General features: G+C 68.8%; 18 protein-coding genes. 16 read left to right on the top strand and 2 right to left on the bottom strand.

All coding sequences use genetic code 11. The features are described from left to right. The first annotated feature begins 19 nt into the window (after positions 1-19). From AC3DE2_RS11785 to AC3DE2_RS11795, 3 genes are all read left to right on the top strand, one after another. Positions 20-2,206, top strand: a complete 2,187-nt coding sequence (locus AC3DE2_RS11785; RefSeq protein WP_488426330.1) for a formylglycine-generating enzyme family protein — start codon at positions 20-22, stop codon at positions 2,204-2,206. A 3-nt stretch (positions 2,207-2,209) separates the two neighbouring features. After that, positions 2,210-4,114 (top strand): glycoside hydrolase family 127 protein, encoded by a 1,905-nt coding sequence (locus AC3DE2_RS11790; RefSeq protein ID WP_488426331.1) that lies wholly within the window; start codon positions 2,210-2,212, stop codon positions 4,112-4,114. A 144-nt stretch (positions 4,115-4,258) separates the two neighbouring features. Continuing rightward, positions 4,259-5,446 (top strand): CaiB/BaiF CoA transferase family protein, encoded by a 1,188-nt coding sequence (locus AC3DE2_RS11795; RefSeq protein ID WP_488426332.1) that lies wholly within the window; start codon positions 4,259-4,261, stop codon positions 5,444-5,446. Positions 5,447-5,501: 55 nt separating this feature from the next. On the opposite strand, the gene AC3DE2_RS11800 is transcribed toward AC3DE2_RS11795, so the two are convergent. Next, positions 5,502-6,518, bottom strand: a complete 1,017-nt coding sequence (locus tag AC3DE2_RS11800) for an SDR family oxidoreductase (protein ID WP_488426333.1) — start codon at positions 6,516-6,518, stop codon at positions 5,502-5,504. 195 nt (positions 6,519-6,713) lie between these two features. On the opposite strand from AC3DE2_RS11800, the gene AC3DE2_RS11805 reads away from it, so the two are divergent. From AC3DE2_RS11805 to AC3DE2_RS11840, 8 genes are all read left to right on the top strand, one after another. Then, a complete protein-coding gene (locus AC3DE2_RS11805) occupies positions 6,714-7,334 on the top strand; it encodes a TetR/AcrR family transcriptional regulator (RefSeq protein WP_488426334.1) in 621 nt (206 codons plus the stop codon). A 141-nt stretch (positions 7,335-7,475) separates the two neighbouring features. Continuing rightward, the gene (locus tag AC3DE2_RS11810; protein ID WP_488426335.1) at positions 7,476-8,171 is read left to right on the top strand and encodes a TorF family putative porin; all 696 of its coding nucleotides are present in this window, start codon (positions 7,476-7,478) and stop codon (positions 8,169-8,171) included. Positions 8,172-8,182: 11 nt separating this feature from the next. After that, the gene (locus AC3DE2_RS11815; RefSeq protein ID WP_141455506.1) at positions 8,183-8,275 is read left to right on the top strand and encodes a potassium-transporting ATPase subunit F; all 93 of its coding nucleotides are present in this window, start codon (positions 8,183-8,185) and stop codon (positions 8,273-8,275) included. Between the two features lie 14 nt (positions 8,276-8,289). After that, positions 8,290-10,008, top strand: a complete 1,719-nt coding sequence (gene kdpA / locus AC3DE2_RS11820; RefSeq protein WP_488426336.1) for a potassium-transporting ATPase subunit KdpA — start codon at positions 8,290-8,292, stop codon at positions 10,006-10,008. 10 nt (positions 10,009-10,018) lie between these two features. Then, positions 10,019-12,067, top strand: a complete 2,049-nt coding sequence (gene kdpB / locus AC3DE2_RS11825; protein WP_488426337.1) for a potassium-transporting ATPase subunit KdpB — start codon at positions 10,019-10,021, stop codon at positions 12,065-12,067. Between the two features lie 11 nt (positions 12,068-12,078). Further along, positions 12,079-12,711, top strand: a complete 633-nt coding sequence (gene kdpC / locus AC3DE2_RS11830; RefSeq protein WP_488426338.1) for a potassium-transporting ATPase subunit KdpC — start codon at positions 12,079-12,081, stop codon at positions 12,709-12,711. Positions 12,712-12,715: 4 nt separating this feature from the next. Then, entirely contained in the window at positions 12,716-15,346 is a 2,631-nt protein-coding gene (locus AC3DE2_RS11835) for an ATP-binding protein (protein WP_488426340.1), read from the top strand. 17 nt (positions 15,347-15,363) lie between these two features. Further along, on the top strand, positions 15,364-16,089 hold the full coding sequence (locus tag AC3DE2_RS11840; protein WP_488426341.1) for a response regulator: 726 nt from the start codon (positions 15,364-15,366) through the stop codon (positions 16,087-16,089). 60 nt (positions 16,090-16,149) lie between these two features. Here the strand turns inward: AC3DE2_RS11840 and AC3DE2_RS11845 are convergent, their stop codons facing one another. After that, complete coding sequence (locus AC3DE2_RS11845; protein WP_488426342.1) at positions 16,150-17,250, bottom strand: PQQ-dependent sugar dehydrogenase; 1,101 nt, start codon at positions 17,248-17,250, stop codon at positions 16,150-16,152. A gap of 216 nt (positions 17,251-17,466) precedes the next feature. On the opposite strand from AC3DE2_RS11845, the gene AC3DE2_RS11850 reads away from it, so the two are divergent. From AC3DE2_RS11850 to dusA, 5 genes are all read left to right on the top strand, one after another. Next, entirely contained in the window at positions 17,467-18,612 is a 1,146-nt protein-coding gene (locus AC3DE2_RS11850) for a sensor histidine kinase (protein WP_488426343.1), read from the top strand. A 2-nt stretch (positions 18,613-18,614) separates the two neighbouring features. Continuing rightward, the gene (locus AC3DE2_RS11855) at positions 18,615-19,442 is read left to right on the top strand and encodes a LytR/AlgR family response regulator transcription factor (RefSeq protein ID WP_295377988.1); all 828 of its coding nucleotides are present in this window, start codon (positions 18,615-18,617) and stop codon (positions 19,440-19,442) included. Positions 19,443-19,555: 113 nt separating this feature from the next. Further along, positions 19,556-20,044, top strand: coding sequence for a nuclear transport factor 2 family protein (locus AC3DE2_RS11860; protein ID WP_488426344.1), 489 nt, complete (start codon positions 19,556-19,558; stop codon positions 20,042-20,044). A gap of 17 nt (positions 20,045-20,061) precedes the next feature. Further along, positions 20,062-20,535 carry a YybH family protein gene (locus AC3DE2_RS11865; RefSeq protein ID WP_488426345.1) on the top strand — a complete coding sequence of 158 codons (474 nt, stop codon included), beginning with the start codon at positions 20,062-20,064 and terminating at the stop codon, positions 20,533-20,535. 159 nt (positions 20,536-20,694) lie between these two features. Continuing rightward, positions 20,695-21,729, top strand: a complete 1,035-nt coding sequence (gene dusA / locus AC3DE2_RS11870) for a tRNA dihydrouridine(20/20a) synthase DusA (protein WP_488426346.1) — start codon at positions 20,695-20,697, stop codon at positions 21,727-21,729. Position 21,730 lies beyond the last annotated feature (1 nt).

Genomic DNA, 21,730 nt, shown 5'->3' on the forward strand with positions numbered 1-21,730 from the left:
CTCCCGAAAGAAGTACGCCATGACTGCCGCTCCGGATCCGTTCCTTTCCGCCCACGACGACGATGCGCTCAGGCACGTGCCGAAGACCGAATACAAGTTCTCGCACGTCACCACCCAGCGCTACCTGCCGACCCCGGGCAAGGCGCCGGGTTGGCCGTTCGCCGAGATCGGCCACTGGAAGATCGATGTCAATGCGACTTCGGCCGACTGGATCGCCGAGCTGCGCGACTGGCGCCGCGAGCACCTGACCCGGATCGGCTACGACGACGCCAACTACCGCCGCCCCGAACTGCAATGGGCGCAGCGCAATTTCGTGCATGCGCAGATGATGGTGGAGGACCGCTATTTCTACGATCCGGTGGCGGGCCGCTACACCGTGGACCGCTATTTGGACGATCTGGAACAGCGCTTCGGTGGCCTGGACAGCGTGCTGCTCTGGTATGTCTATCCGAACATCGGCATCGACGACCGCAACCAGTTCGACATGGCCGCGGACCTGCCCGGCGGCCTGGCCGGCCTGAAGGGCGCGGTGGAGGATTTCCACCGCCGCGGCGTCAAGGTGTTCCTGCCGACCATGCCCTGGGACAACGGCACCCGCGCGCAGGGCGAGGCCGACTGGCAGGCGATCGCCCGGCTGGTGAAGGAAGTCGGCGCCGACGGCATCAACGGCGATACCTACAACGGCGTGCCGCGCGCGTTCTTCGACGCCTGCGATGCGTTGGGCCAGCCGGTGGTGGTGCAGCCCGAATCCACCATCAGCGCCGAGGAACACCTGATCTGGAACGTGCAGAGCTGGGGCAAGAAGGCGCCCAACGAGGTCATCCCGCCGGTCGCCAAGTTCAAGTGGCTGGAACCGCGCCACATGATCAACTACGAGAACCGCTGGGGCCGCGACCGCAACCACGATCTGCAGTACATCTTCTTCAACGGCATCGGCTACAACGCCTGGGAGAACATCTGGGGCCTTTGGAACCAGTTCACGCCGCGCGACGCCGAATCACTGCGCCGCATCGCCACCATCGAGCGCCGCTTCGCGCCGTTGCTGGTTAGCCGCGACTGGACACCGTATTTCCCGACCCTGCAGGCCGGCGTGTTCGCCAGTTGCTTCCCCGGCGAGGGCCAGGTGCTGTGGACGCTGGTCAACCGCAACGAGTACGACGTCGAGGGCGAACAGCTGGCGCTGCCGCACGCGCCGGGCCGCCAGTATTTCGACGTCTGGCATGGCGTGCAGCTGCAGCCGCTGGTCGTCGGCGACCGGGCCGTGCTGGAAATGAACCTGGAAGGACGCGGCTTCGGCGCGGTGCTGGCGTTGGATGAGGGCATCTCGGTCGACGGCCTGCCCGCATTCCTGTCGCTGATGGCGGGCCTGGCGCGGGTGCCGCTGCGCAGCCTGTCCAACCGCTGGCATGCGATTCCGCAGCGGATCACCCCGATTGCGCCGACCGCCGTGCGCGCGCAGGCGCCGGAGGGAATGGTGACGGTGCCGGCCGGCGAGTTCGTGTTCGTGGTCGGCGGCGTGGAGATTGAAGGCCAGACTTGGGAAGGCCTGGACGTGCAGTACCCGTGGGAAGGCAGCGCGCGACGCCACCATCGGCGACGGATGGCGATGAAGGCCTTCCACATCGATCGCCATCCGGTCACCAACGCGCAGTTCAAGGAATTCCTGGACGCCAGCGGCTACGCGCCGCGCGATGCGCACCATTTCCTGCGCGACTGGCAGGACGGCGCGCCGCGCCCGGGCTGGGAAAACCGGCCGGTCACCTGGGTGTCGCTGGAGGATGCGCGCGCCTACGCCGCCTGGGCCGGCAAACGCCTGCCGCACGAATGGGAATGGCAATACGCCGCGCAGGGCGCCGATGGGCGGCTCTATCCGTGGGGCAACGACTGGCGCGCCGACGCGGTGCCGCCGGTGAACCGCGAACGCCGCCTGCGTCCGCCCGCCGAGGTGGGCGCGCATCCGCAGGGCGCCAGTCCGTTCGGCGTGGAGGATCTGATCGGCAATGTCTGGCAGTGGACCGACGAGTATTCCGACGAACATACCCGTGCGGCGATCCTGCGCGGCGGCAGCGCCTACCAGCCGCAGACCTCGCACTGGTACTTCCCGCAGGCCTACCGGCTGGATCAACACGGCAAATACCTGCTGATGGCGCCGAGCAAGGATCGTTCCGGCATGCTCGGGTTCCGTTGCGTGGTGGACGCGGAGTAGGGCATGGCGGTGGACGGACATCATCCGCAGGGCGATCGCTTCGCGCCCGCCGCCGCCGGCGCGGTGGTGCTGGAGGGCGTGCTCGGCGAGGCCATCGAGGCCAGCCGGCGCGGCCGGCTCAGCCACTTCATCACCGGCGCCGACAGCCCGGCGATCGCGATCTTCAAGCCCGAGCACACCCGCGACAACCAGGAAGGCGACTGGTACGGCGAGCACGCCGGCAAATGGCTGTACGCCGCCGCGCGCGCGGTGGCGCGCAGTGGCGACGATGCGCTGCGCGACAACCTGCGCACGGTCGCCGACTACCTGCTGTCGCGCCAGGCTGATGACGGTTACCTAGGCAACTACGCGCCCGAGCGCCGTTTCATGCGTCCGCAACCGCCCAAGCCGGTCAGCTGGGACGGCGCGCCGGCGTGGCGCACCTGGGACATCTGGACCCACAGCTATCTCATCCTCGGCCTGATCGAGACCTGGCGCGCGCTCGGCGACGATCGTTATCTCGCCGCCGCCCAGCGCATCGGCGATCTGTGCTGGCGCACGCTGGGCGAAGGCGGCATCGACATCACCACGCTGGGCAACCACTTCGGCATGTCGGCCACGGTGTTGATGGATCCGGCGGTGGAACTGCACCTGGCGACCGGTGATCTGCGTTACCTGGAACTGGCCGAACGCATCGCCGAACAGGCCGATGCAGAACCGCGGCTGGCCCTGATCCGGCGCGCGCTGGAAGGCGCGGACGCGTCGGAAATCGCCACTGGCAAGGCCTATCAGCTGGCCTGGAACCTGGTCGGGCTGGCCAAGCTGTACCGGGCCACCGGCAACGCGCGCTATCGCGATGCGATCGACCACCTGTGGCACAACATCCGCACGCACCACCTGACCCTCGGCGGTGGTCCGTGGGGCGGGGTGGCGCATCGATCGCGCGAGGTGTTCAACCCGATTGGCGTGTTCAGCCCGCAGGCCTACGTGGAGACCTGCTCGGTGCTGGCCTGGCTGCAGCTCAACCGCGAACTGCTGCGCATCACCGGACAGGCCCGCTACGCCGAGGAAATCGAGCGCATCGCTTACAACGATCTGCTCGGCGCCGCCGCGCCCAACGGCGAGGACTGGTGCTACTACTCGTTCCCGAATGGCCCGCGCGTGCACACCACCTACTGGCGCTGCTGCAAATCCAGCGGCGCGATGGCCTGGGAAGAACTGCCGCCGCTGGCTTGCGGCGTGGCCGACGATGGCGCCTTGCAGATCAATTTCTACGGTCCCGGACACGCGCGGCTGGCGCTGGCGGAGGGCGAGGTCGGCATCGTCCAGTCCGGCGGCTATCCGTTCGCCGGCGACGTGCGCCTGCAGGTGGAGTTGAAACAGGCGACGACCTTCACCCTGCGACTGCGCATTCCCGCCTGGGCCGACGGCGCCCGGGTGGCGGTCAATGGCGAATCCGTGCCGGCCACCGTCGTCCCCGGCGAGTGGCTGGACCTGACCCGCCAGTGGCAATCCGGTGATGCGATCTCCCTCGATCTGCCGATGACGCCGGTCCTGCACTATCGGCGCAGCCGCAACGTGCAGGAATCACGCGCGCCGGACGGCTCGCCGGTGCGCCAGCAGGTGCTGCGCTACGACTACGTGGGCCTGACCCGCGGCCCGCTGGCGTACGCGACCGGCCTCATCGACGGCTTCAAGCATGAAGAGGCGATTCGCTTGCCGGACGCGGCGCCCGCAGAGTGGCTGCACGAGTCGCCGGCCGCCGATGGAGGGCCCGGCGTGGAAGTGGAAATGCGCCTGTCCTGCCGCGCGCCGCTGCGCTTCGGTCCCTACTACCGCGCCGGCGGCCGCGAGGACGGCGCCTGGCGCCTGGGCTGGCTGTCGCTGGCGCCGGATCGCTGGCGCGCGGATCCGGAAGCGGATGCCTGAGCCGGGAGAAGGGATCTCGCATGCACGCGCCGGGCAAGCAAGAATTTGTCGCCGCTGAAAGTACGCGGCCCCGCTGTTTCGTCTCCGGGGCATGCGGGAGACTGGCCCCGGCACGGTTCGCGGCACCCGATGGAAAATTCACGCATGGATAACCCGTCTCCCTTCGGCCTGGTGCGGCGCGAGGGCCCCACCGGACCGCTCAGCGGCGTCAAGGTGCTGGATCTGAGCGCCTACATCGCCGGGCCCTACGGCTGCACGCTGCTGGCCGACCAGGGCGCGCAGGTGATCAAGATCGAGCCGCCGGACGGCGACAACCTGCGCAAGTACCCTTCCACGCTCGCGGCCGAAAGCCGCGCGTTCATGGGCGTGAACCGCAGCAAGATCGGCATCGTCCTGGATCTCAAGACCGCCGACGGCCTGGCCGCGCTGTTGCGGCTGGTGCGCGAGGCCGACGTGCTGGTGCACAACTTCCGCCCGTCGGTGCCGAAGCGGCTGGGCATCGATTTCGATCGACTGACGCTGATCAACCCGCGCCTGATCTACTGCGCGGTGACCGGTTACGGCGAACGTGGCCCGATGAAGGACAAGGCCGGCTATGACCAGGTCCTGCAGACGATGACCGGCATGTGCACCTTGCAGGGCAAGCGCGGTGGGGCGCCGGAAATCACCTACGGTTCGGTGGTGGATTACTACGCCGCCGCGCTGCTGGCGGCGGGCGTGTCTTCGGCGCTGTACGAGCGCGAACGCAGCGGACGCGGCCAGTTCGTCGGCGTGTCGCTGCTGCGCAGCGCGCTGACCATGCAGTCGGCGCGGATGATCTGGGCCGAAGGCGAATCGCTGGACATTGGCCGTGACATGCGCTCCGGCGGCGTCACCGGGATCCATCCGGCGCGCGAGGGATACATCTACATTTCGGCCAATACGCCACGCTTCTGGAAAGCGCTGTGCGAGAAGACCGGCCTGGACGCGCTGGCCGGGAACGAACGCTACGACAGCGTGCGCAAGCGCGCCGAGCACGCGAACGAGATCGTGCCGCTGCTGCACGAGGCGCTGGCCGCCCACACCGCGATGGAATGGGAAGCGCTGTTCGGCGACGAGGTGCCGTGCGCGGCCGCGCGCCGGATCGAGGACATGTTCGATCACCCGCAGGTGCTGGCCGAGGACATCGTCGCCAGCATCGAACACCCGGCGGTGGGCCGCTATCGCGGCGTGACCCGGCCGATCGCGTTCGGCCGCACGCCGGGACCGGCGCCATTCGCCGCGCCGGTGTTCGATCAGCACACCGACGAGGTGCTGGCGGCCACCGAAACCGCCGAGTCATCATCGCGATAGCGGGCGGCGGACGGGCCTTTCGGCGCTGCGTGCGCGCCGCTGCCGGGTCCCTCCGCTAGAACCAGCCGTTCCGGCGATACCAGTCCACCGTGTCGGCCACGGTCTGTTCGGCCGGCCGGAAACGCAGGCCGAGTTCGCGCTCGCTCTTGGCCGGATTGAAGCGGGTGCGATCGGCCTCCCGCACCATCAGGCGCACCGTCGCCAATCCCAGCAGCACCGGCTTGCCGGTCAGGCGCGCATAGATTTCCTGCGCGGCGGCCAGCGTATACAGCAACGGCAGCGGGAGCTGCCTTGTCGGCACCTTGAAACCGCCCACCCTGCCCAGCATCGGGATAATTTCCTTCATGACCATGTGGCGTCCCGCCGCGAGATAGCGTTCGCCGGAGCGGCCCCGTTCGGCCGCGGCGATCTGCGCCAAGGCGACGTCGCGGGCATCCACCACCGAGAAACTGCCCGGCACCAGGCCCGGGAGCTTGCCCTTCGCCACATCGTTGACCAGTTGCCCGGACGAAGTCGGGCCGATATCGCCGGGGCCCCACATCCAGCCGGGCAGGACGAAGCACGCATGCATGTCCGGGTGCGAGCGGACGAAAGACCGGACTTCGCGATCGGCGAGGATCTTGCTGCGGTAGTAATCGTCGGCATCCGCGGGATCGCGGTCGCAGGTCTCGTCGATCACCGTGCCCGGCGGGCCGTTGAGCACCGCGATGGAAGAGGTCTGCACGAAGCGGCGCACCCCGGCGGCGTAGGCGGCGGCGATCAGCGCGGCGGTTCCATCCACGTTGATGCGCTTCAGGGCGTCCCAATGACTGCCGCCGGTGTAGTTCTCACGGAAGTAGGCCGCCACGTGGAAAACCGTGTCGCAGCCCGCGAGCGCGGGAGCGAACGCGGCGACGTCGCTCATGTCGCCGGCGACGACTTCCACCTGTGGCACGTCCGAGAACTGCCGGCGGGCCTTGTCGGCGGATCGCGCCAGGGCGCGCACGGCCACGCCGCGCGCGACCAGTTCACGGACCAGGTTGTTGCCCAGCAGCCCGGTGGCGCCGGTGACGAAGACGGTCCGGAGCGTCATGGCTGCCGGCTCCGGGGCGGCGAGGGGAGGATTTCACCGGTCGGCAGGGTCGGTTGATAGGGCAGGTGGGGAAACATGACAGGCTCTCGAAGCGGCGAGGGAATTCCAGATATCGACTGATATCTGGATGGCGCATGGTATTTTTGCCGCCTTGCCCTGTCAATTCCAGATAGCAATCGATATCTGCAATGTCACATGACTGACCATTCTCCCCACCGCCTGACCCGCGAAGAAAGCCAGGAACAAACCCGCCAGCGTCTGATCGAGGCCGCCTGCAAGCAGGTGGCCGAGCGGGGTTTCGCGGCGGCCTCGGTGCGCGACATCGCGCGCGCTGCCGGCTACACCCAGGGCGCGTTCTATTCCAATTTCAGCAGCAAGGAGGACTTGCTGCTGGACCTGTTGCGCCAGCACAAGGAACAGGAGGCGCGCCACATCCTCGACGCGATCGATGCCGCGGGTGACGATTTCGGCGCCGCGCTGCAGGCACTGGAACGCTGGGCGAGGAGTTTCGGCATGGACGCCGAACAGGCGATGCTCGCCACCGAACTGCACCTGCACGCCGCCCGCAACGCGGCGTTCGGCAAGGCCTATGCGGCCCTGATGGCGGAACAGCGCAAAGCCTACGCGGCCCTGTTGACGCGCTTGTTTTCGCTCGCGGGCCAGACGCCGCCCGCACCCACCCTGGAACTGGCCGGCAACCTGATGACGCTGGCGCGCAGTCTCGCCATCGATCACGCCCTGTATGGCGGAACGGCGGCGGGCAAAACCTTGGTCAGGACCATCCGCTCGCTTTTCAGCGCGGTGCCCGCACGCTGAGGACCCGCGCGGGGAACAACGGATAACGGGCGGAATTTACGCCGAATTTACGCGGCCACCCGGACCACGAATGGAGGCTTTACGCCGGCCGGCGGGAAGATTTCCGCAGCCGCGGAGCCGTTTCCGCGTGGACCTTCCGCAATGCGCATCCCTTCCTTCCGCACGTCGTTCCCGGCGTGCGCGTTCCTGCTGGCGCTGGCCGCCCCCGCCGCCGCTGGCACCCTCGGCGGCAACGCCGCCCTCACCACCGACTACGTGTGGCGCGGCATCACCCAGACCCAGGGCGACCCCGCGATCCAGGCCGGCGTGAAAGCCACCGCCGGCAACGGCCTGTATGGATCGGTGTGGGGTTCCAGCGTCGAATTCGCGCCCGACACCCAGGCCTCCAGCGAATTCGACTTCGTCGTTGGCTGGGCCGGCGCTCTGGCCGACGACTGGGCGCTGGACGTCAACCTCACCCATTACCGCTATCCCGGCACCACCGTTGATCTCGACTGGACCGAACTCAACGGCACGGTGACGTGGAAGCAGAACTACTGGGCGCAGGTCGGCTGGTCCAACGACGCCTTGGCGACCGATCACCACGGCACCTACGCGCAACTGGGCGCGCGCCTGCCGCTGAACGCGCAATGGCGCCTGGAAGGCGCGGTCGGCCACTACTGGCTGGACGACGCCTACGGCGACAGTTATGCGCACGGCCAACTCGGCGCGGTATGGGCGTTCAAGCCCCCGTTCGAACTGCGTGTGGCCGCGCACGCCACCGACGATTCCGCCAAGCGCCTGTTTCCGGATCTGGCCGGCTCGCGCTTCGAGGCGGCCCTGCAAGCGTCCTTCTGAGGAGAACTCCCATGCCTGGTTGGCTGGCCCTGTTGTGTGGCATCGCGGTGATCGTGGCGGCGGGTTACCTGCTGTACGTGATCCTGCGTCCCGAAGAATTCTGATGCGGTGAACGACAATGACTGAAGCTTTCCTCGTCTTCGCGCTCGCCATCGCCCTGGGCTGGCCGCTGGGCCGCTATCTGGCGGCGGTGATGCGCGGCGCGTCGATGCGCGGCGACCGCCTGTTCGGCTGCATCGAAAAGCCGATCTACGCGCTGCTGGGCACGCGCCCGGAGCGCGGCATGAACTGGCGCGGCTATGCCGGCGCGTTCCTGCTCAGCAACCTGATCGTCGGCCTGATCGCCTGGGTGGTCTTCATGACCCAGGCGTGGTTGCCGTTCAATCCCGACGCCATCCCGAACATGCGCTGGGACACCGCGCTGCACACGATGGTGTCATTCCTGACCAACACCAACCAGCAGCACTACTCCGGCCAGGCGCAGCTGTCCTACCTGTCGCAGATGACCGGCATCGTCGGCTTGCAGGTCGTTACGCCGATGATGGGACTGGCGATGGTGGTGGCGACCCTGCGCGCGCTGTTCGGCGGCCGCAATCCCGCCGACACCGTGCGGGAAGGCGGCGCGGACCCGACCGCCGAGCGCGTCGACGTCGGCAACTACTGGGCCGACGTGGTGCGCCCGACCGTGCGCTTCATGCTGCCGCTGTGCCTGCTGTGGACGCTGCTGCTGACCAGCCAGGGCGTGCCTTCCACGCTCGCGGCCGGCCCGGTGGCCACGCCGGTGGACCGCTCCGCCGGCATGACGGAGCAGAAGATCCCGCTGGGACCGGTCGCGGCGATGGTCGCGGCCAAGCAGCTCGGCTCCAACGGCGGCGGCTGGTACGGCCCCAACAGTTCGGTGCCGCTGGAGAATCCGACCCCGCTGTCCAACCTCCTGGAAACCCTGGGCATCCTGTTGATCCCGGTGTCGGTGGTGTTCATGGTCGGTGCGTTCACCGGCCGACGGAAATTCACCGCGCTGGTGTTCGGCAGCATGATGCTGATGTCGGTGGTGTCCACCGGCGCGGCGATCTGGTCCGAGGCGCATTCGGCTACCGCCGCGGACCCGGCGTTGATGGAAGGCAAGGAAGTGCGGCTGGGCGCCGACGCGTCCGCGCTGTGGGCGGCGGTCACGACCCAGGTCAACAACGGATCGGTCAACGCCATGCACGACTCGTTGGCGCCGCTGACCGGGCTGGTGACGCTGGTCAACATGCTGGTCAACGCGATCTGGGGCGGGGTGGGCTGCGGCCTGCAGCAGTTCATCGTGTACCTGCTGCTGAGCGTGTTCCTGGCTGGGCTGATGACCGGACGCACGCCGGAACTGTTCGGCCGCAAGATCGAAGTCGGCGAAGTGCGCTGGCTGGCCCTGCTGATCCTGCTGCAGCCGCTGGTGGTGCTGGGCCTGACCGCGATCACGCTGGCGGTGCCTTCGATCACCGGGAACTCGAATCCCGGCTTCCACGGCATCAGCCAGGTGTTCTACGAGTACACCTCCGCCTTCGCCAACAACGGTTCCGGTTTCGAGGGCCTGGGCGACGCGACCTACTGGTGGAACCTGAGCTGCGTGGTGGCGCTGGCGCTGGGCCGCTTCCCGGCGTTGATCATCCCGCTGCTGGTCGCCGCCCGCATGGCGGGCAAGCGCTGCGCCGCCGAGTCGGCCGGCACCCTGCACATCGAAACACCCACTTTCGCGCTGACCCTGGTGGCCGTGGTCGTGATCCTCACCGTGCTGCAGTTCATGCCGGCGCTGGTGCTGGGACCGATCGCCGATCACCTGTCGCTGGCGGCGCACTGAGAGCACTCCCATGACGACGATTTCTTTCCAGGAAAAAACCCGCCGGGATCATCCGGCGCTGATGGATGGCGCGGCCTTCCGCGCCGCCCTGCGCGACGCCTTCCTCAAGCTGGCGCCGCAGCACCTGATCCGCAGCCCGGTGATGGCGGTGGTGATGGGCGGAACCCTGCTGTCGGCGGTGATCACGCTCGCCGGCCTGGCGCCCATCGGATTCGGCGGGGCGGTGACGGTGATCCTGTTCGTGACCGTGCTGTTCGGCAATTTTGCCGAAGCGGTGGCCGAGGCGCGCGGACGTGGCCAGGCGGCGTCGCTGCGGCGCGCGCGCAAGGACCTGGTGGCGCGGCGGGTGGACACCGCGCTGGGCGGCGCCGAGACCCGCATGCCGGCGGCCGACCTGCGCCCCGGCGACTACGTCATCGTGTCCGCTGGCGAGCAGATTCCCGCCGACGGCGAGATCATCCGCGGGCTGGCGACCATCAACGAGTCGGCGGTCACCGGCGAATCCGCGCCGGTGCTGCGCGAGGCCGGCACGGATCGCTCCGGCGTGATCGGTGGAACCAAGGTGCTGTCCGACGAGATCGTGGTGAAGATCACCGCCGAGCCCGGGCACAGCTTCCTGGATCGGATGATTGCGCTGGTGGAGGGCGCCAACCGCCAGAAGACCCCCAACGAGATCGCGCTGACCCTGTTGCTGGCGGCGATGACGCTGACCTTCCTGATCGTGGTGGCGACGCTGCCGGCGATCGGCGCCTTCGTGGGGGTGAAGGTGGACCCGCTGCTGCTGATCGCGCTGCTGGTGTGCCTGATTCCGACCACCATTGGTGGCCTGCTGCCGGCCATCGGCATCGCCGGCATGAACCGCGCGCTGTCGGCCAACGTGCTGGCCAAGTCCGGCAAGGCGGTGGAAGTGGCCGGCGACGTCGATGTGTTGCTGCTGGACAAGACCGGCACCATCACCCACGGCGATCGCCAGGCCACCGCGTTCCATCCGCTGGCCGGCATCGACAAGACACAACTGCGCGACGCGGCGCTGCTGGCCTCGCTGGCCGACCCGACGCCGGAAGGCAAGTCGATCGTGCGGCTGGCGCGCGAACAGGGCTGCACGCTGGCCGAACCGGAGCGGGCGACCTACCTGCAGTTCACCGCGCAGACCCGCATGTCCGGCGTGGACGTGGAGGGGCGGAGCATCCGCAAGGGCGCTGGCGACGCCATCGGCCGGCACGTGCAGGCGCAGGGCGGCGACGTGCCGAACGAACTGGCCGCGCGCATCGAGCAGGTCGCCCGCGGCGGCGCCACCCCGCTGGTGGTGTCCGAGGGCCGGCACGTGCTCGGCGTGGTGGAACTGTCGGACGTGGTCAAGCACGGCATCAAGGAGAAGTTCGCCCGCCTGCGCGCGATGGGCATCCAGACCGTGATGATCACCGGCGACAATCCGCTGACCGCCGCGGCGATCGCCGCCGAGGCCGGCGTCGACGACTACATCGCCGAGGCCCGGCCGGAAGACAAGCTCGCGCGTATCCGCCGCGAACAGGCCGCCGGCAAGCTGGTGGCGATGGTCGGCGACGGCACTAACGACGCGCCGGCGCTGGCGCAGGCCGACGTCGGCCTGGCGATGAATTCCGGCACCCAGGCTGCCAAGGAAGCCGGCAACATGGTCGACCTGGATTCGGATCCGGCCAAGCTGCTGGCAGTGGTGGAAGTGGGCAAGCAGCAGCTGATCACCCGCGGCGCGCTGACCACGTTCTCGCTGGCCAACGACGTCTCCAAGTACTTCGCGATCCTGCCGGCGCTGTTCGCCGCCGCGCTGCCGCAGATGGCGGCGCTGAACGTGATGCACCTGTCCAGTCCCGCCAATGCCGTGCTGGCGGCGCTGATCTTCAATGCGCTGATCATCCCCGCGCTGATTCCGCTGGCCCTGCGCGGCGTACGTTTCCGTCCCGCTTCGGCCACCGTGCTGCTGCGCCGGAACATGCTGATGTACGGCGTGGGCGGCGTGCTGCTGCCGTTCGTGGGCATCAAACTGATCGACATGGCGCTCTCGCTCGTGACCGGCGCCTGAGGACATCCGACATGCAATCTCCCGTGAGCTACAAAATCGTCGCCTCCCCCGATATCGCCCGCGCGGGCCTGTGGCGGCCCTCCATCGGTCTGGCGCTGGTGTCGCTGCTCGGTTTCGGCCTGCTGTACTCGCTGGCCGGCACCGGACTGGGGCGTGGACTGTTTCCCGCGCAGGCGACCGGCTCCATCGTCTCGTCCGAGGGCCGCGCGGTCGGTTCGGCGCTGGTGGCGCAGCCGTTTGCCGATGCGCGCTACTTCCAGCCGCGTCCCTCGGCGGCCAATTACGACCCGATGGCGGCGGCCGGCAGCAACCAGTCTCGCCGCAATCCGGATCTGCGCAGGCGCATCGACGAGACCCGCGCGGCGGTGGCCGCGCGCGACGGCATCGCGCCAGCCGACGTGCCCGCCGATCTGATCACCCAGTCCGGTGGCGGCCTGGATCCGCATGTCAGCCCGCGCGGCGCCGAGATGCAGATTGCCCGCGTCGCCGGCGCGCGCGGCCTGCCGCCTTCCGCCGTGGCCGAACTCGTGCGGCGGAACACCGAATCGCCGCAGCTCGGCGTGCTCGGCAAAGCCCGGGTCAACGTCCTGCGCCTGAACCTGGCGCTGGACGCGCTGCCGTCCGCCGCGCAACAGGCACAATAGCCGCATGACCGACGCCCGCAGCCGCCAAGCCGACGCCCTGATCGACGGCCTGCACCGGGAGGCCGGCGGCCGCCTGACCATCTTCCTCGGCGCGGCGCCTGGCGTGGGCAAGACCTACACGATGCTTTCGCGCGCGCGGGAACTGCGCAAGCAGGGCGTGGACGTGGTGATCGGCGTCGTCGAGACCCATGGCCGCAGCGAGACCGCCGCGCTCACCGAGGGGCTGGAGGTGGTGCCGCGCAAGCGGGTCGGTTACCAGGGGCGCTGGCTGGACGAAATGGATCTGGACGCGCTGCTGGCGCGCCGGCCCAAGGTCGCGCTGGTCGACGAACTGGCCCACCGCAACGCGCCGGGCAGCCGCCACGAGCGGCGCTGGCAGGACGTGATGGAGCTGCTGGAAGCCGGCATCGACGTCTACACCACCATCAACATCCAGCATCTGGAAAGCCTCAACGACGTGGTCCACCGGATCACCGGCGTGCGGGTCGGCGAGACCGTGCCGGACGCGGTGTTCGACCGCCTGCGCGACATCGTGCTGGTGGATCTGCCGCCGCGCGAACTGATTGAACGCCTGCACCAGGGCAAGGTTTATCTTCCGGATCAGGCGGCGCAGGCGCTGCAGGCGTTCTTCTCGCCGTCCAACCTGACCGCCCTGCGCGAGCTGGCCATGCAGACCGTAGCCGACCGCGTCGACAACGACCTGCGCGATACCCGCACCGCGCGGGGCCTGCCCGGGATGGCCCTGCGTCGCCGGGTGCTGGTGGCGATCGACGGCATGGGCCAGTCGGAGTACCTGGTACGCGTCGCCCGCCGCCTGGCCGAACGTCGCGATGCGCCGTGGACGGTGGTCACCGTGCAGGCGCGCGAAGCGGGTGAGGCGGTCCAGCTGGAACTGGATCGCGCGTTCGCGCTGGCGCGGCGGCTGGGCGCGCAGACCGAGGTCGTGCACGGCAACAGCATCGCCGACGCGCTGCTCGATCACGCGGCGCAGATCGGCGCGTCCACCCTGGTGCTGGGGCGCACCCGCGAGCGACCGGTGGCGCGGATGTTCAACCGCACCCTGACCCAGCAGCTGCTGCAGCGCGCCGCCCACTACGAACTGGTCATCATCAACACGCCGGAAGCGCGCGCGCGATCGCGCCGGCGCTGGAACCGCGCCGACCTGCCGGTGCTGCGCCACGACCTGCTGTTCGCTGTGGTCGCGGCGGTCCTGGCGGTGGGCGTGTCCTGGCTGGTCGAGCGCTGGACCGGCATCGACGATCTGTCGATGGTGTTCATCGTGGCGGTGGTGCTGGTGGCGACCCGGACCCGGATGGCGGCGGCGGTGGTGGCCGCGCTGCTGAGCTTCCTGGCCTACAACTTCTTCTTCATCGACCCGCGCTTCACCTTCAACATCGGCGCCTCGCAGGGCGTTACCACCGTGTTCCTGTTCCTGCTGGCCGCGCTGATCGCCGGCCGGCTGGCCTCGCGCCTGCGCATGCAGGTGCTGGCGCTGCGCGCCGCCAATGCCCACGCCAACGCCCTGCAGACGCTCGGCCGGCAACTCACCAGCGCGGCCGATCTGGGCCAGGTGCTGGCCGCCGGCCGCGATGCGCTCGCCACCGCGATGGACGCGGATGCATGGTTGCGCTGGAACGGCGAGGTCGCCGCGTCGAACGGCGTGGTGCTGGAAGGCAAGGATCTGGCCGCCGCCGATTGGGCGCAGCAGCACGCGCAGGCCACGGGCCGCTTCACCGACACCCTGGCCGGGTCGGCCTGGTGGTTCCTGCCGCTGCGCGACGCGCGCGGGGTGATGGGCGTGGCCGGCGTGCGTTTTCCGCGCGAGCTGGCACGGCTGGCGTTCGAACAGCGGCGGATGGCCGAGGCGATGGCCGACGACATCGCCCAGGCCGCGTTGCGCACCCGGCTGGTCGCGGATCTGGAAGGCGCGCGCATCACCGGCGAGACCGAACGGTTGCGCTCGGCGCTGCTGTCGTCGGTTTCGCACGACCTGCGCTCGCCGCTGGCCTCGATGATCGGTTCGGCCAGCAGCCTGGCCAGTTACGCCGACGCCATGGACGCGGAGGATCGCAAGGCGCTGCTGGACACCATCCAGCGCGAGGGCGAGCGGCTGGATCGCTACATCCAGAACCTGCTCGACATGACCCGGCTGGGTCACACCGGCCTGACCCTCAACCGCGACTGGATCAACGTCGACGAATTGATCGGATCGGCGGTCGGCCGATTGCAGCGCTACCAGCCGGACGTGCAGCTGCACACCCGCATCGCCGCCGATCTTCCGCCGATCTGGGTGCATCCGGCGCTGGTCGAACAGGCGGTGTTCAACGTGCTGGAGAACGCGGCCAAGTTCTCGCCGCAGGGCGAACCGGTCGAGGTCGAGGCGCGCCTGGTCGACGAACAACTGCGCATCGACGTGCGCGATCGCGGCCCAGGCATCCCGGAGCAGGAACGCAGCCGCATCTTCGACATGTTCTACAGCGTGGAGCGCGGTGATCGCGGTCGCCAGGGCACCGGCCTGGGCCTGACCATCTGCCAGGGCATGATCGGCGCGCACGGCGGCAGCGTGGAGGCGCTGCCGGGACCGGATGGCCGCGGCACCACGATCAGGATTACGCTTCCCCTCCTGCATCCCTGAGTTCCGCCGGTCCCGCCTTGAATCCCGCCGACAATCCGGTTCCGTCCGCGCCCCCGGTCCGCATCCTGGTGGTCGACGACGAACCGCAGATCCGCAAGTTCCTCGACATCAGCCTGCGCGCCCAGGGCTATCGGGTGCTGCTGGCCGAAGACGCCGCGTCCGGACTGGCCACGCTGGTCTCCGTCGGCGCCGATCTGGTGATTCTCGACATTGGCCTGCCGGACCGCGACGGCCACGAGGTGCTGCGCGAGATACGCGGTTTCTCGCAGGTGCCGGTGATCATGCTGACCGTGCGCGCGGGCGAACAGGAGAAGGTCGCCGCGCTCGATGCCGGCGCCAACGACTACGTGACCAAGCCGTTCGGCGTGCAGGAACTGATGGCGCGCATCCGCGGCCTGCTGCGCATCCAGGCCGCCGCGGTCACGGAAGCGCCGGTGGTATTCGACGATGGCCATCTGCATGTCGATCTGGCCCGGCGCGAGGTGTTCCGCGACGGCGAACCGCTGGCGCTCAGTCGCAAGGAATTCGCCCTGCTGTCGCTGCTGCTGCGCCATGCCGGCCGGGTGGTGACGCAGCCGCAGCTGTTGCGTGAACTGTGGGGTCCGACCCACCAGCAGGACACCCACTACCTGCGCATCCTGGTCGGCAAGCTGCGCCAGAAGATCGGCGACGACGCGTCCGCGCCGCGCTACATCGCCACCGAACCGGGCGTGGGCCTGCGCTTCATCGACGGCGCGCATTGACGATGCGAAGGCGGTACGCATATCCCGTGCGATGAAGCGCGGGGCGCATGAGTCCGCGGGTCAGGGCCGCCGTTCCAGCCGCAGCAGGCGCCCGTCGCCCTCGTCGGTCAGCAGATAGAGCGTGCCATCGGGCGCCTGCTTCACGTTGCGCAGGCGGGTGCCGGTGAGCAGCGGCTCCTCGCCGAGGATGCGATTGTCCTCCACGTCCAGTCGCAGCAGGCTGCCGGTCGACAACCCCGCCAGGATCAGATCGCCACGCCATTCCGGGAATTGCGAACCGCTGTAGACCACCAGGCCGGTGGGCGCGACCGTGCGGTCCATCCACGTCCAGGCCGGCGCGGTGTAGATCGCGCCCGGCAATGCCTGCGGGCGGTAACCCACGGTGCGGTAGCGACCCGAGGTATGCACCGGCCAGCCGTAGTTGGCGCGCGCTCGCAGCACGTTGACCTCGTCGCCCCGGTGCGTGCCGTGTTCGGACATCCAGATGCGCCCACCGTCCGGCGCCTGTGCCAGGCCCTGCGCGGCACGGATGCCCAGCGCATAGAGTCCGGGCACCGCACGCGCGCCGAAATCCGGATTGCCGGGCGCGGGTTCGCCATCCAGGGTGAACCGGTAGATCTTGCCGCGCCGATCCGTGGGATCCTGCGCCACCGGCAAGGGCGGGTTGTCGCCTTCGCGGAAATGACGCTCGCCGACGGTCAGGTACAGGTGGCGCTGGCGGTCGATCAGCAGGCCGCCGCCGTAGTGGAAGCGTTCGCTCGAACGCGGCGTGGCCTCGAACAGTGAACGCACCTCGGCCAACCGGTCGTCGACCAGGTGCGCGGTGGCCAGCCGGGTGGTGACGCCGTCCGTGCCCTGCGAGGCGTAGGTGAAATAGATGCGCCGGCTGCTGGCGAAGTCCGGATGCAGCACCACGTCGAAAAGGCCGCTGTTGTCGCCGCGCCCCTGGAAGGTGCCGACGAGATCATCGGGCATGCCGGTGATCGGGTGTTTCGTGCCATCCGGTTCGATGCGGACGAATCCCCCTTCCTTCTCGCTCACCAGGAAATCTCCGCCGGGCAGGAACGCCATCGACCAGGGGCGCTTGAGTCCGGTGGCGACCGGGACGGTTTCCACCTGGGCGGTGGCCATGCCCGCCGCCAGCATCAGTTCGAACAGCATCGCGGTTTCCTTTGCTATGGTGCCTCGCCGTCCCTGCCGGACGCGCGTCGGAGGGGAGGAGGTCCTGCCCGTGTCGTCGATCAGGCTAGCCGTCGCCACGGCACCCGGGCGCGCATTTGCGCCGGAACGTTTTCAATGCGCGACGAACCGAGTCGTGCGGGTGAGGCAGGCCTGTTCCGTCACCTATGCTGTCCGCAGGATTTCACCCCATACGCCATGAGTCCGGACCCCGCCTTGCCCCGCCCGTCGAATCCCTCTCCGCCACAAGGCGACACGCCATCCGCATGGCCGGTTGGCGGCCTGTTCTGGTGGCTGCACGCGGGCGGTTGGGGAGGCGTGTTCCTGGTCAACTACTTTTCCGCTCTCGCCAACGGCAAGCCGGCCGAATACTGGACCGTGCTGTTCGCGGTGGCGGCGACCGGATTCCTGGGCACGCTCGGCTTGCGCCAGCTGCTGCGTGCCTGCGCCGACCAGCCACCGGCGCGGGTGGCGCTGTTGATGATCGTGCCGGTGCTGCTGACCGCTGCGGCGATGGCGCTCGCCTACAAGCTGGTCACCGACCTGGAATGGTGCCAGGCCTGCCTCCCGTTCACCCGGTTCGGGTACTTCAGCTACCTGATCAGCCAGTTGTACGTGGTGGTGGGTTGGGTCAGCCTCTATCTGGTCATGACCACCTGGCGCAAATTGCGCATGCAGACCGAGGCGGCGCTGGCCGCGACCGCGATGGCGCACCAAGCCCAGTTGAAGATGCTGCGCTACCAGTTGAACCCGCATTTCCTGTTCAACACCCTCAACGCGATCTCCACCCTGGTGCTCGACCGCGACAACGCCACCGCCAACCGGATGGTGCAGGGACTCAGCGCGTTCCTGCGCCACTCGCTCGACGCGGACCCCATGCAGCGGGTGACCCTGAAACAGGAACTGGACGCGATCGGCCTGTACCTGGATATCGAGAAGACCCGCTTCGCCGAACGCCTGCGCGTGGATGTGCAGGTGGAGCCGGCCTGCTGGTCCGCGTTGCTGCCGAGCCTGCTGCTGCAGCCGCTGGTGGAGAACGCCATCAAGTACGCGGTCGCCAAGCGGGTGGAAGGCGGCACGATTGGCCTGCGCGCCGCGCTCGAGGGCGAGCATCTGCGTCTGTCGGTCATCGACGACGGCCCGGGATGGGCCGCGCTTGGTCAGGGCGGCGTGCCGCCGGACAGCGCACCGCGTGGCAACCGGGTGGGGCTGGCCAATACCCGCGATCGGCTGCGCGTGCTCTATGGGGAGCAGCAGGGTTTTGATCTTCGCAATCGCCCGGAAGGGGGCTTCGAGGTGACCATGATCCTGCCATTCGAAACCGCGGGCGCGCCCAGGGAATGAGCATGTCGAAGACCCGACGGGACAGGATGATCCGGACCCTGATCGCCGACGACGAACCGCTGGCGCGGCGCGGGCTGGAACTGCGGCTGGCCGGTGAGGCCGATATCCGCATCGTCGATCAGGTCGGTGACGGCGCGGCGGCGGTGCGCGCGGTGTCGACGCATGCACCGGATCTGCTGTTCCTGGACGTGCAGATGCCGGGACTCGACGGCTTCGCCACCCTGCGCGCGATTCCGGCGCAGCAGATGCCGCTGGTGGTGTTCGTCACCGCCTACGATCACTACGCGCTCAACGCATTCGAATCCAATGCGATCGACTATCTGCTCAAGCCGGTGGACGACAGTCGGCTGCACCAGGCGTTGTTCCGCGTGCGCGAAGCCCTCGATCGGCGCGAGGCCAGCGATCACCGCGCCCGGCTGCTCGGGCTGCTGGGCGCGCTCAGCGGGCGCCCGGCGCTGAGCCTGGACGAGGCGCTGGAAGCTGGCGGTGCGCACGAACTGCGGGATCCGGACGCACCTCTGGCGATCCGCGACGGCGCCCGCACCGTACGGCTCCCGCGCGCCAGCATCCGCTGGGTCGATGCGGCCGGCGACTACCTGTGCATCCATACCGATCACGAAACCCACGTGCTGCGTGCGAGCCTCGGGCAACTGGAGAGGCGCCTGGATCCGGCGCGCTTCCCGCGTATCCACCGCTCGACCCTGATCAACGCGGCGCGGGTCAGCTCGCTGCGTCCGCATCTCAACGGCGAGTATTTCCTGACCCTGGACTGCGGGCAGGAACTCAAGCTCTCGCGCAGCTATCGCGACCGCCTGGCCCTGTTCAAGTGAACCGTCGCGCGTCGCGGCGGTTGCGCCGAAGCGTGCGAAATCCGCGGTGGGCGGGATTGTCCGAACGTGTGCCGCCGGCCAATCTCTGGCTGGAAATTCCTCGGAGATCTGCAATGAACCAGTACCGGTTTCGCGGCCTGTTCGCGGGCGCCTTGATCCTCCTTGCAACCAGCGTGCCGGCACCGTCCGCGGATGCGCAGGCGGCCCCGACGGCGGCGGCGCAGGATCCCGCCGCGCAGGCGGGCATGCGCCAGGCGATCAATCACTACTTCCGCGGGCAGGCCACCGGCGACGCCTCCCACATGCGCCGCGCGTTCCTGCCGAGTGCGCGGATAGAGAGCGTGCGTGACGGCAAGGTCACCTCGCTGACCCTCGATGAGTTCTGCGCGTTCTTCAAGGGCAACCCGGCGGCCGATGAAGCCTCCCGCGTGCGGACCATCGACTTCATGGACGCTTCGGACAGCGCCGGCACCGCCCGGATCACCCTGGACCATGGCGCCATGGTGATCACCGATTACTTCCTGCTGCTGAAGGTCGGCGACGAATGGAAGATCGCGAACAAGATTTCCCACTTCGCCCGCAGGGAGGGCAGGGCGGGATGATGCGCGGGAAATCCGGAATGCGCCTGCTTGGCGCGCTGCTTTGCCTTTCGGCGGCGGTGTCGACTCCCCCCGCCAGCGCCGACGAACCCGCCCGTCGCGGCGCCGTCGAGGCGATCCGCGAAGTGGACGCCCGCTGGTCCGAGGATCTCTTCGCCGGCCGCCTGGATCAGGTGATGGAGAACTACGACGACAACGCGGCGTTCCTGGTCCATGGCAGCCCGATCATCCGCGGCAAGCCGGCGATCCGCGCGTGGTTCAGGGAGCGCCTGGACACACCCGGCTACTCGGCGCGTTTCCGGCCCACCGAGATCATCGTCGCGGCCTCGGGCGAGATGGCCTACGAACTGGGAGAATTCGAGGCCACGGTCCTGTCCGACGGCAAGCGGATGCGGGTCAAGGGCAAGCACCTGGTCACCTGGAAATGGAACGGATCCCGTTGGCTGGTCACCGCCGAATCCATCAACACCGATGGCCCGGCCGTCGCCGGATAGGCGAATGGGGGACCGTTCGGATGGCGGAATGCAGGGTGCGGGAGCGGGGAGGCGGTCCAGCCATTGACGGATCCGGGCGATAATGCGGGGCGTGGATGGCCTGCGGGCCTGATGCCCGCTTCCCGTCGCCTTCCGTCAAAAAGCCCGGAAACCCCCGCAATGCAGTCCCCCGAAACACCCGTCCCGACGGGGCCACGGCCCCGCAGCCCGCATATTCAGGAGGGCGTGACCCTGTCCGTCGCCCCGATGATGGACTGGACGGATTCACACTGCCGGGTGTTCCATCGCCTGCTGTCGCCGCACGCGCGGCTGTACACCGAGATGGTCCACGCGCAGGCGGTGATTCATGGGGATCGGGATCGCCTGCTGGGTTTCGATCAGGGCGAACATCCGGTCGCGCTGCAACTGGGCGGCAGCGAGCCGGAGTTGCTCGCGCGCGCCGCGCGCATCGGCGGGGAATGGGGTTACGACGAAATCAACCTCAATGTCGGCTGTCCTTCCGATCGCGTGCAGGCCGGCCGGTTCGGTGCCTGCCTGATGAAGGAGCCGGCGCTGGTGGCCGACGGCGTGGCCGCCATGATCGCCGCGGTCGCCATCCCGGTAACCGTCAAATGCCGGCTGGGCGTGGACGAACTGGAGGACTACGATCGCTTCCGCGCGTTCGTCGACACCGTCGCCGACGCCGGCTGCACGACGTTCTTCGTGCATGCGCGCAAGGCCTGGCTGCAGGGGCTGTCGCCGAAGGAGAACCGCGAGATTCCGCCGCTGCGCTACGAATGGGCCTACCAGCTCAAGCAGGAACGCCCGGACCTGGCCATCGCCGTCAACGGCGGCATCGCCAGCGAGGCGGATGCGCAGGTCCATCTCCGCCATAGCGATGGCGTGATGCTCGGACGCGCCGCCTACCACGAGCCCTACCTGTTGCATGTGCTGGAAGCGGCGTTGTGGGGCGCGCCACTGCGCAGTCGCGCCGAACTGCTGCGCGCGCTGCGTCCCTACGTCGAAGCGCGGCTTGCGGCCGGCGTGGCGCTCAAGCACATCACCCGCCATGTCCTGGGCCTGTTCCATGGCCAGCCGGGCGGACGCGTGTTCCGCCAGATCCTCAGCGAGGGCGCGCACCGGCCCGGCGCGGACTGGACGCTGGTCGAGCAGGCCCTGGCGGCGACCGAATCGCGCCTGCAGCCGGCGGCCTGAG

The organism is Pseudoxanthomonas sp. 68-E7 (assembly GCF_057773145.1).

Bases quoted from the DNA above. Each gene is read 5' to 3' on its own strand.
- AC3DE2_RS11785 (WP_488426330.1), top strand. From the start codon at position 20: ATGACTGCCGCTCCGGATCCGTTCCTTTCCGCCCACGACGACGATGCG.
- AC3DE2_RS11790 (WP_488426331.1), top strand. From the start codon at position 2,210: ATGGCGGTGGACGGACATCATCCGCAGGGCGATCGCTTCGCGCCCGCC.
- AC3DE2_RS11795 (WP_488426332.1), top strand. From the start codon at position 4,259: ATGGATAACCCGTCTCCCTTCGGCCTGGTGCGGCGCGAGGGCCCCACC.
- AC3DE2_RS11800 (WP_488426333.1), bottom strand. From the start codon at position 6,518: ATGACGCTCCGGACCGTCTTCGTCACCGGCGCCACCGGGCTGCTGGGC.
- AC3DE2_RS11805 (WP_488426334.1), top strand. From the start codon at position 6,714: ATGACTGACCATTCTCCCCACCGCCTGACCCGCGAAGAAAGCCAGGAA.
- AC3DE2_RS11810 (WP_488426335.1), top strand. From the start codon at position 7,476: ATGCGCATCCCTTCCTTCCGCACGTCGTTCCCGGCGTGCGCGTTCCTG.
- AC3DE2_RS11815 (WP_141455506.1), top strand. From the start codon at position 8,183: ATGCCTGGTTGGCTGGCCCTGTTGTGTGGCATCGCGGTGATCGTGGCG.
- kdpA (WP_488426336.1), top strand. From the start codon at position 8,290: ATGACTGAAGCTTTCCTCGTCTTCGCGCTCGCCATCGCCCTGGGCTGG.
- kdpB (WP_488426337.1), top strand. From the start codon at position 10,019: ATGACGACGATTTCTTTCCAGGAAAAAACCCGCCGGGATCATCCGGCG.
- kdpC (WP_488426338.1), top strand. From the start codon at position 12,079: ATGCAATCTCCCGTGAGCTACAAAATCGTCGCCTCCCCCGATATCGCC.
- AC3DE2_RS11835 (WP_488426340.1), top strand. From the start codon at position 12,716: ATGACCGACGCCCGCAGCCGCCAAGCCGACGCCCTGATCGACGGCCTG.
- AC3DE2_RS11845 (WP_488426342.1), bottom strand. From the start codon at position 17,250: ATGCTGTTCGAACTGATGCTGGCGGCGGGCATGGCCACCGCCCAGGTG.
- AC3DE2_RS11850 (WP_488426343.1), top strand. From the start codon at position 17,467: ATGAGTCCGGACCCCGCCTTGCCCCGCCCGTCGAATCCCTCTCCGCCA.
- AC3DE2_RS11855 (WP_295377988.1), top strand. From the start codon at position 18,615: ATGTCGAAGACCCGACGGGACAGGATGATCCGGACCCTGATCGCCGAC.
- AC3DE2_RS11860 (WP_488426344.1), top strand. From the start codon at position 19,556: ATGAACCAGTACCGGTTTCGCGGCCTGTTCGCGGGCGCCTTGATCCTC.
- AC3DE2_RS11865 (WP_488426345.1), top strand. From the start codon at position 20,062: ATGCGCCTGCTTGGCGCGCTGCTTTGCCTTTCGGCGGCGGTGTCGACT.
- dusA (WP_488426346.1), top strand. From the start codon at position 20,695: ATGCAGTCCCCCGAAACACCCGTCCCGACGGGGCCACGGCCCCGCAGC.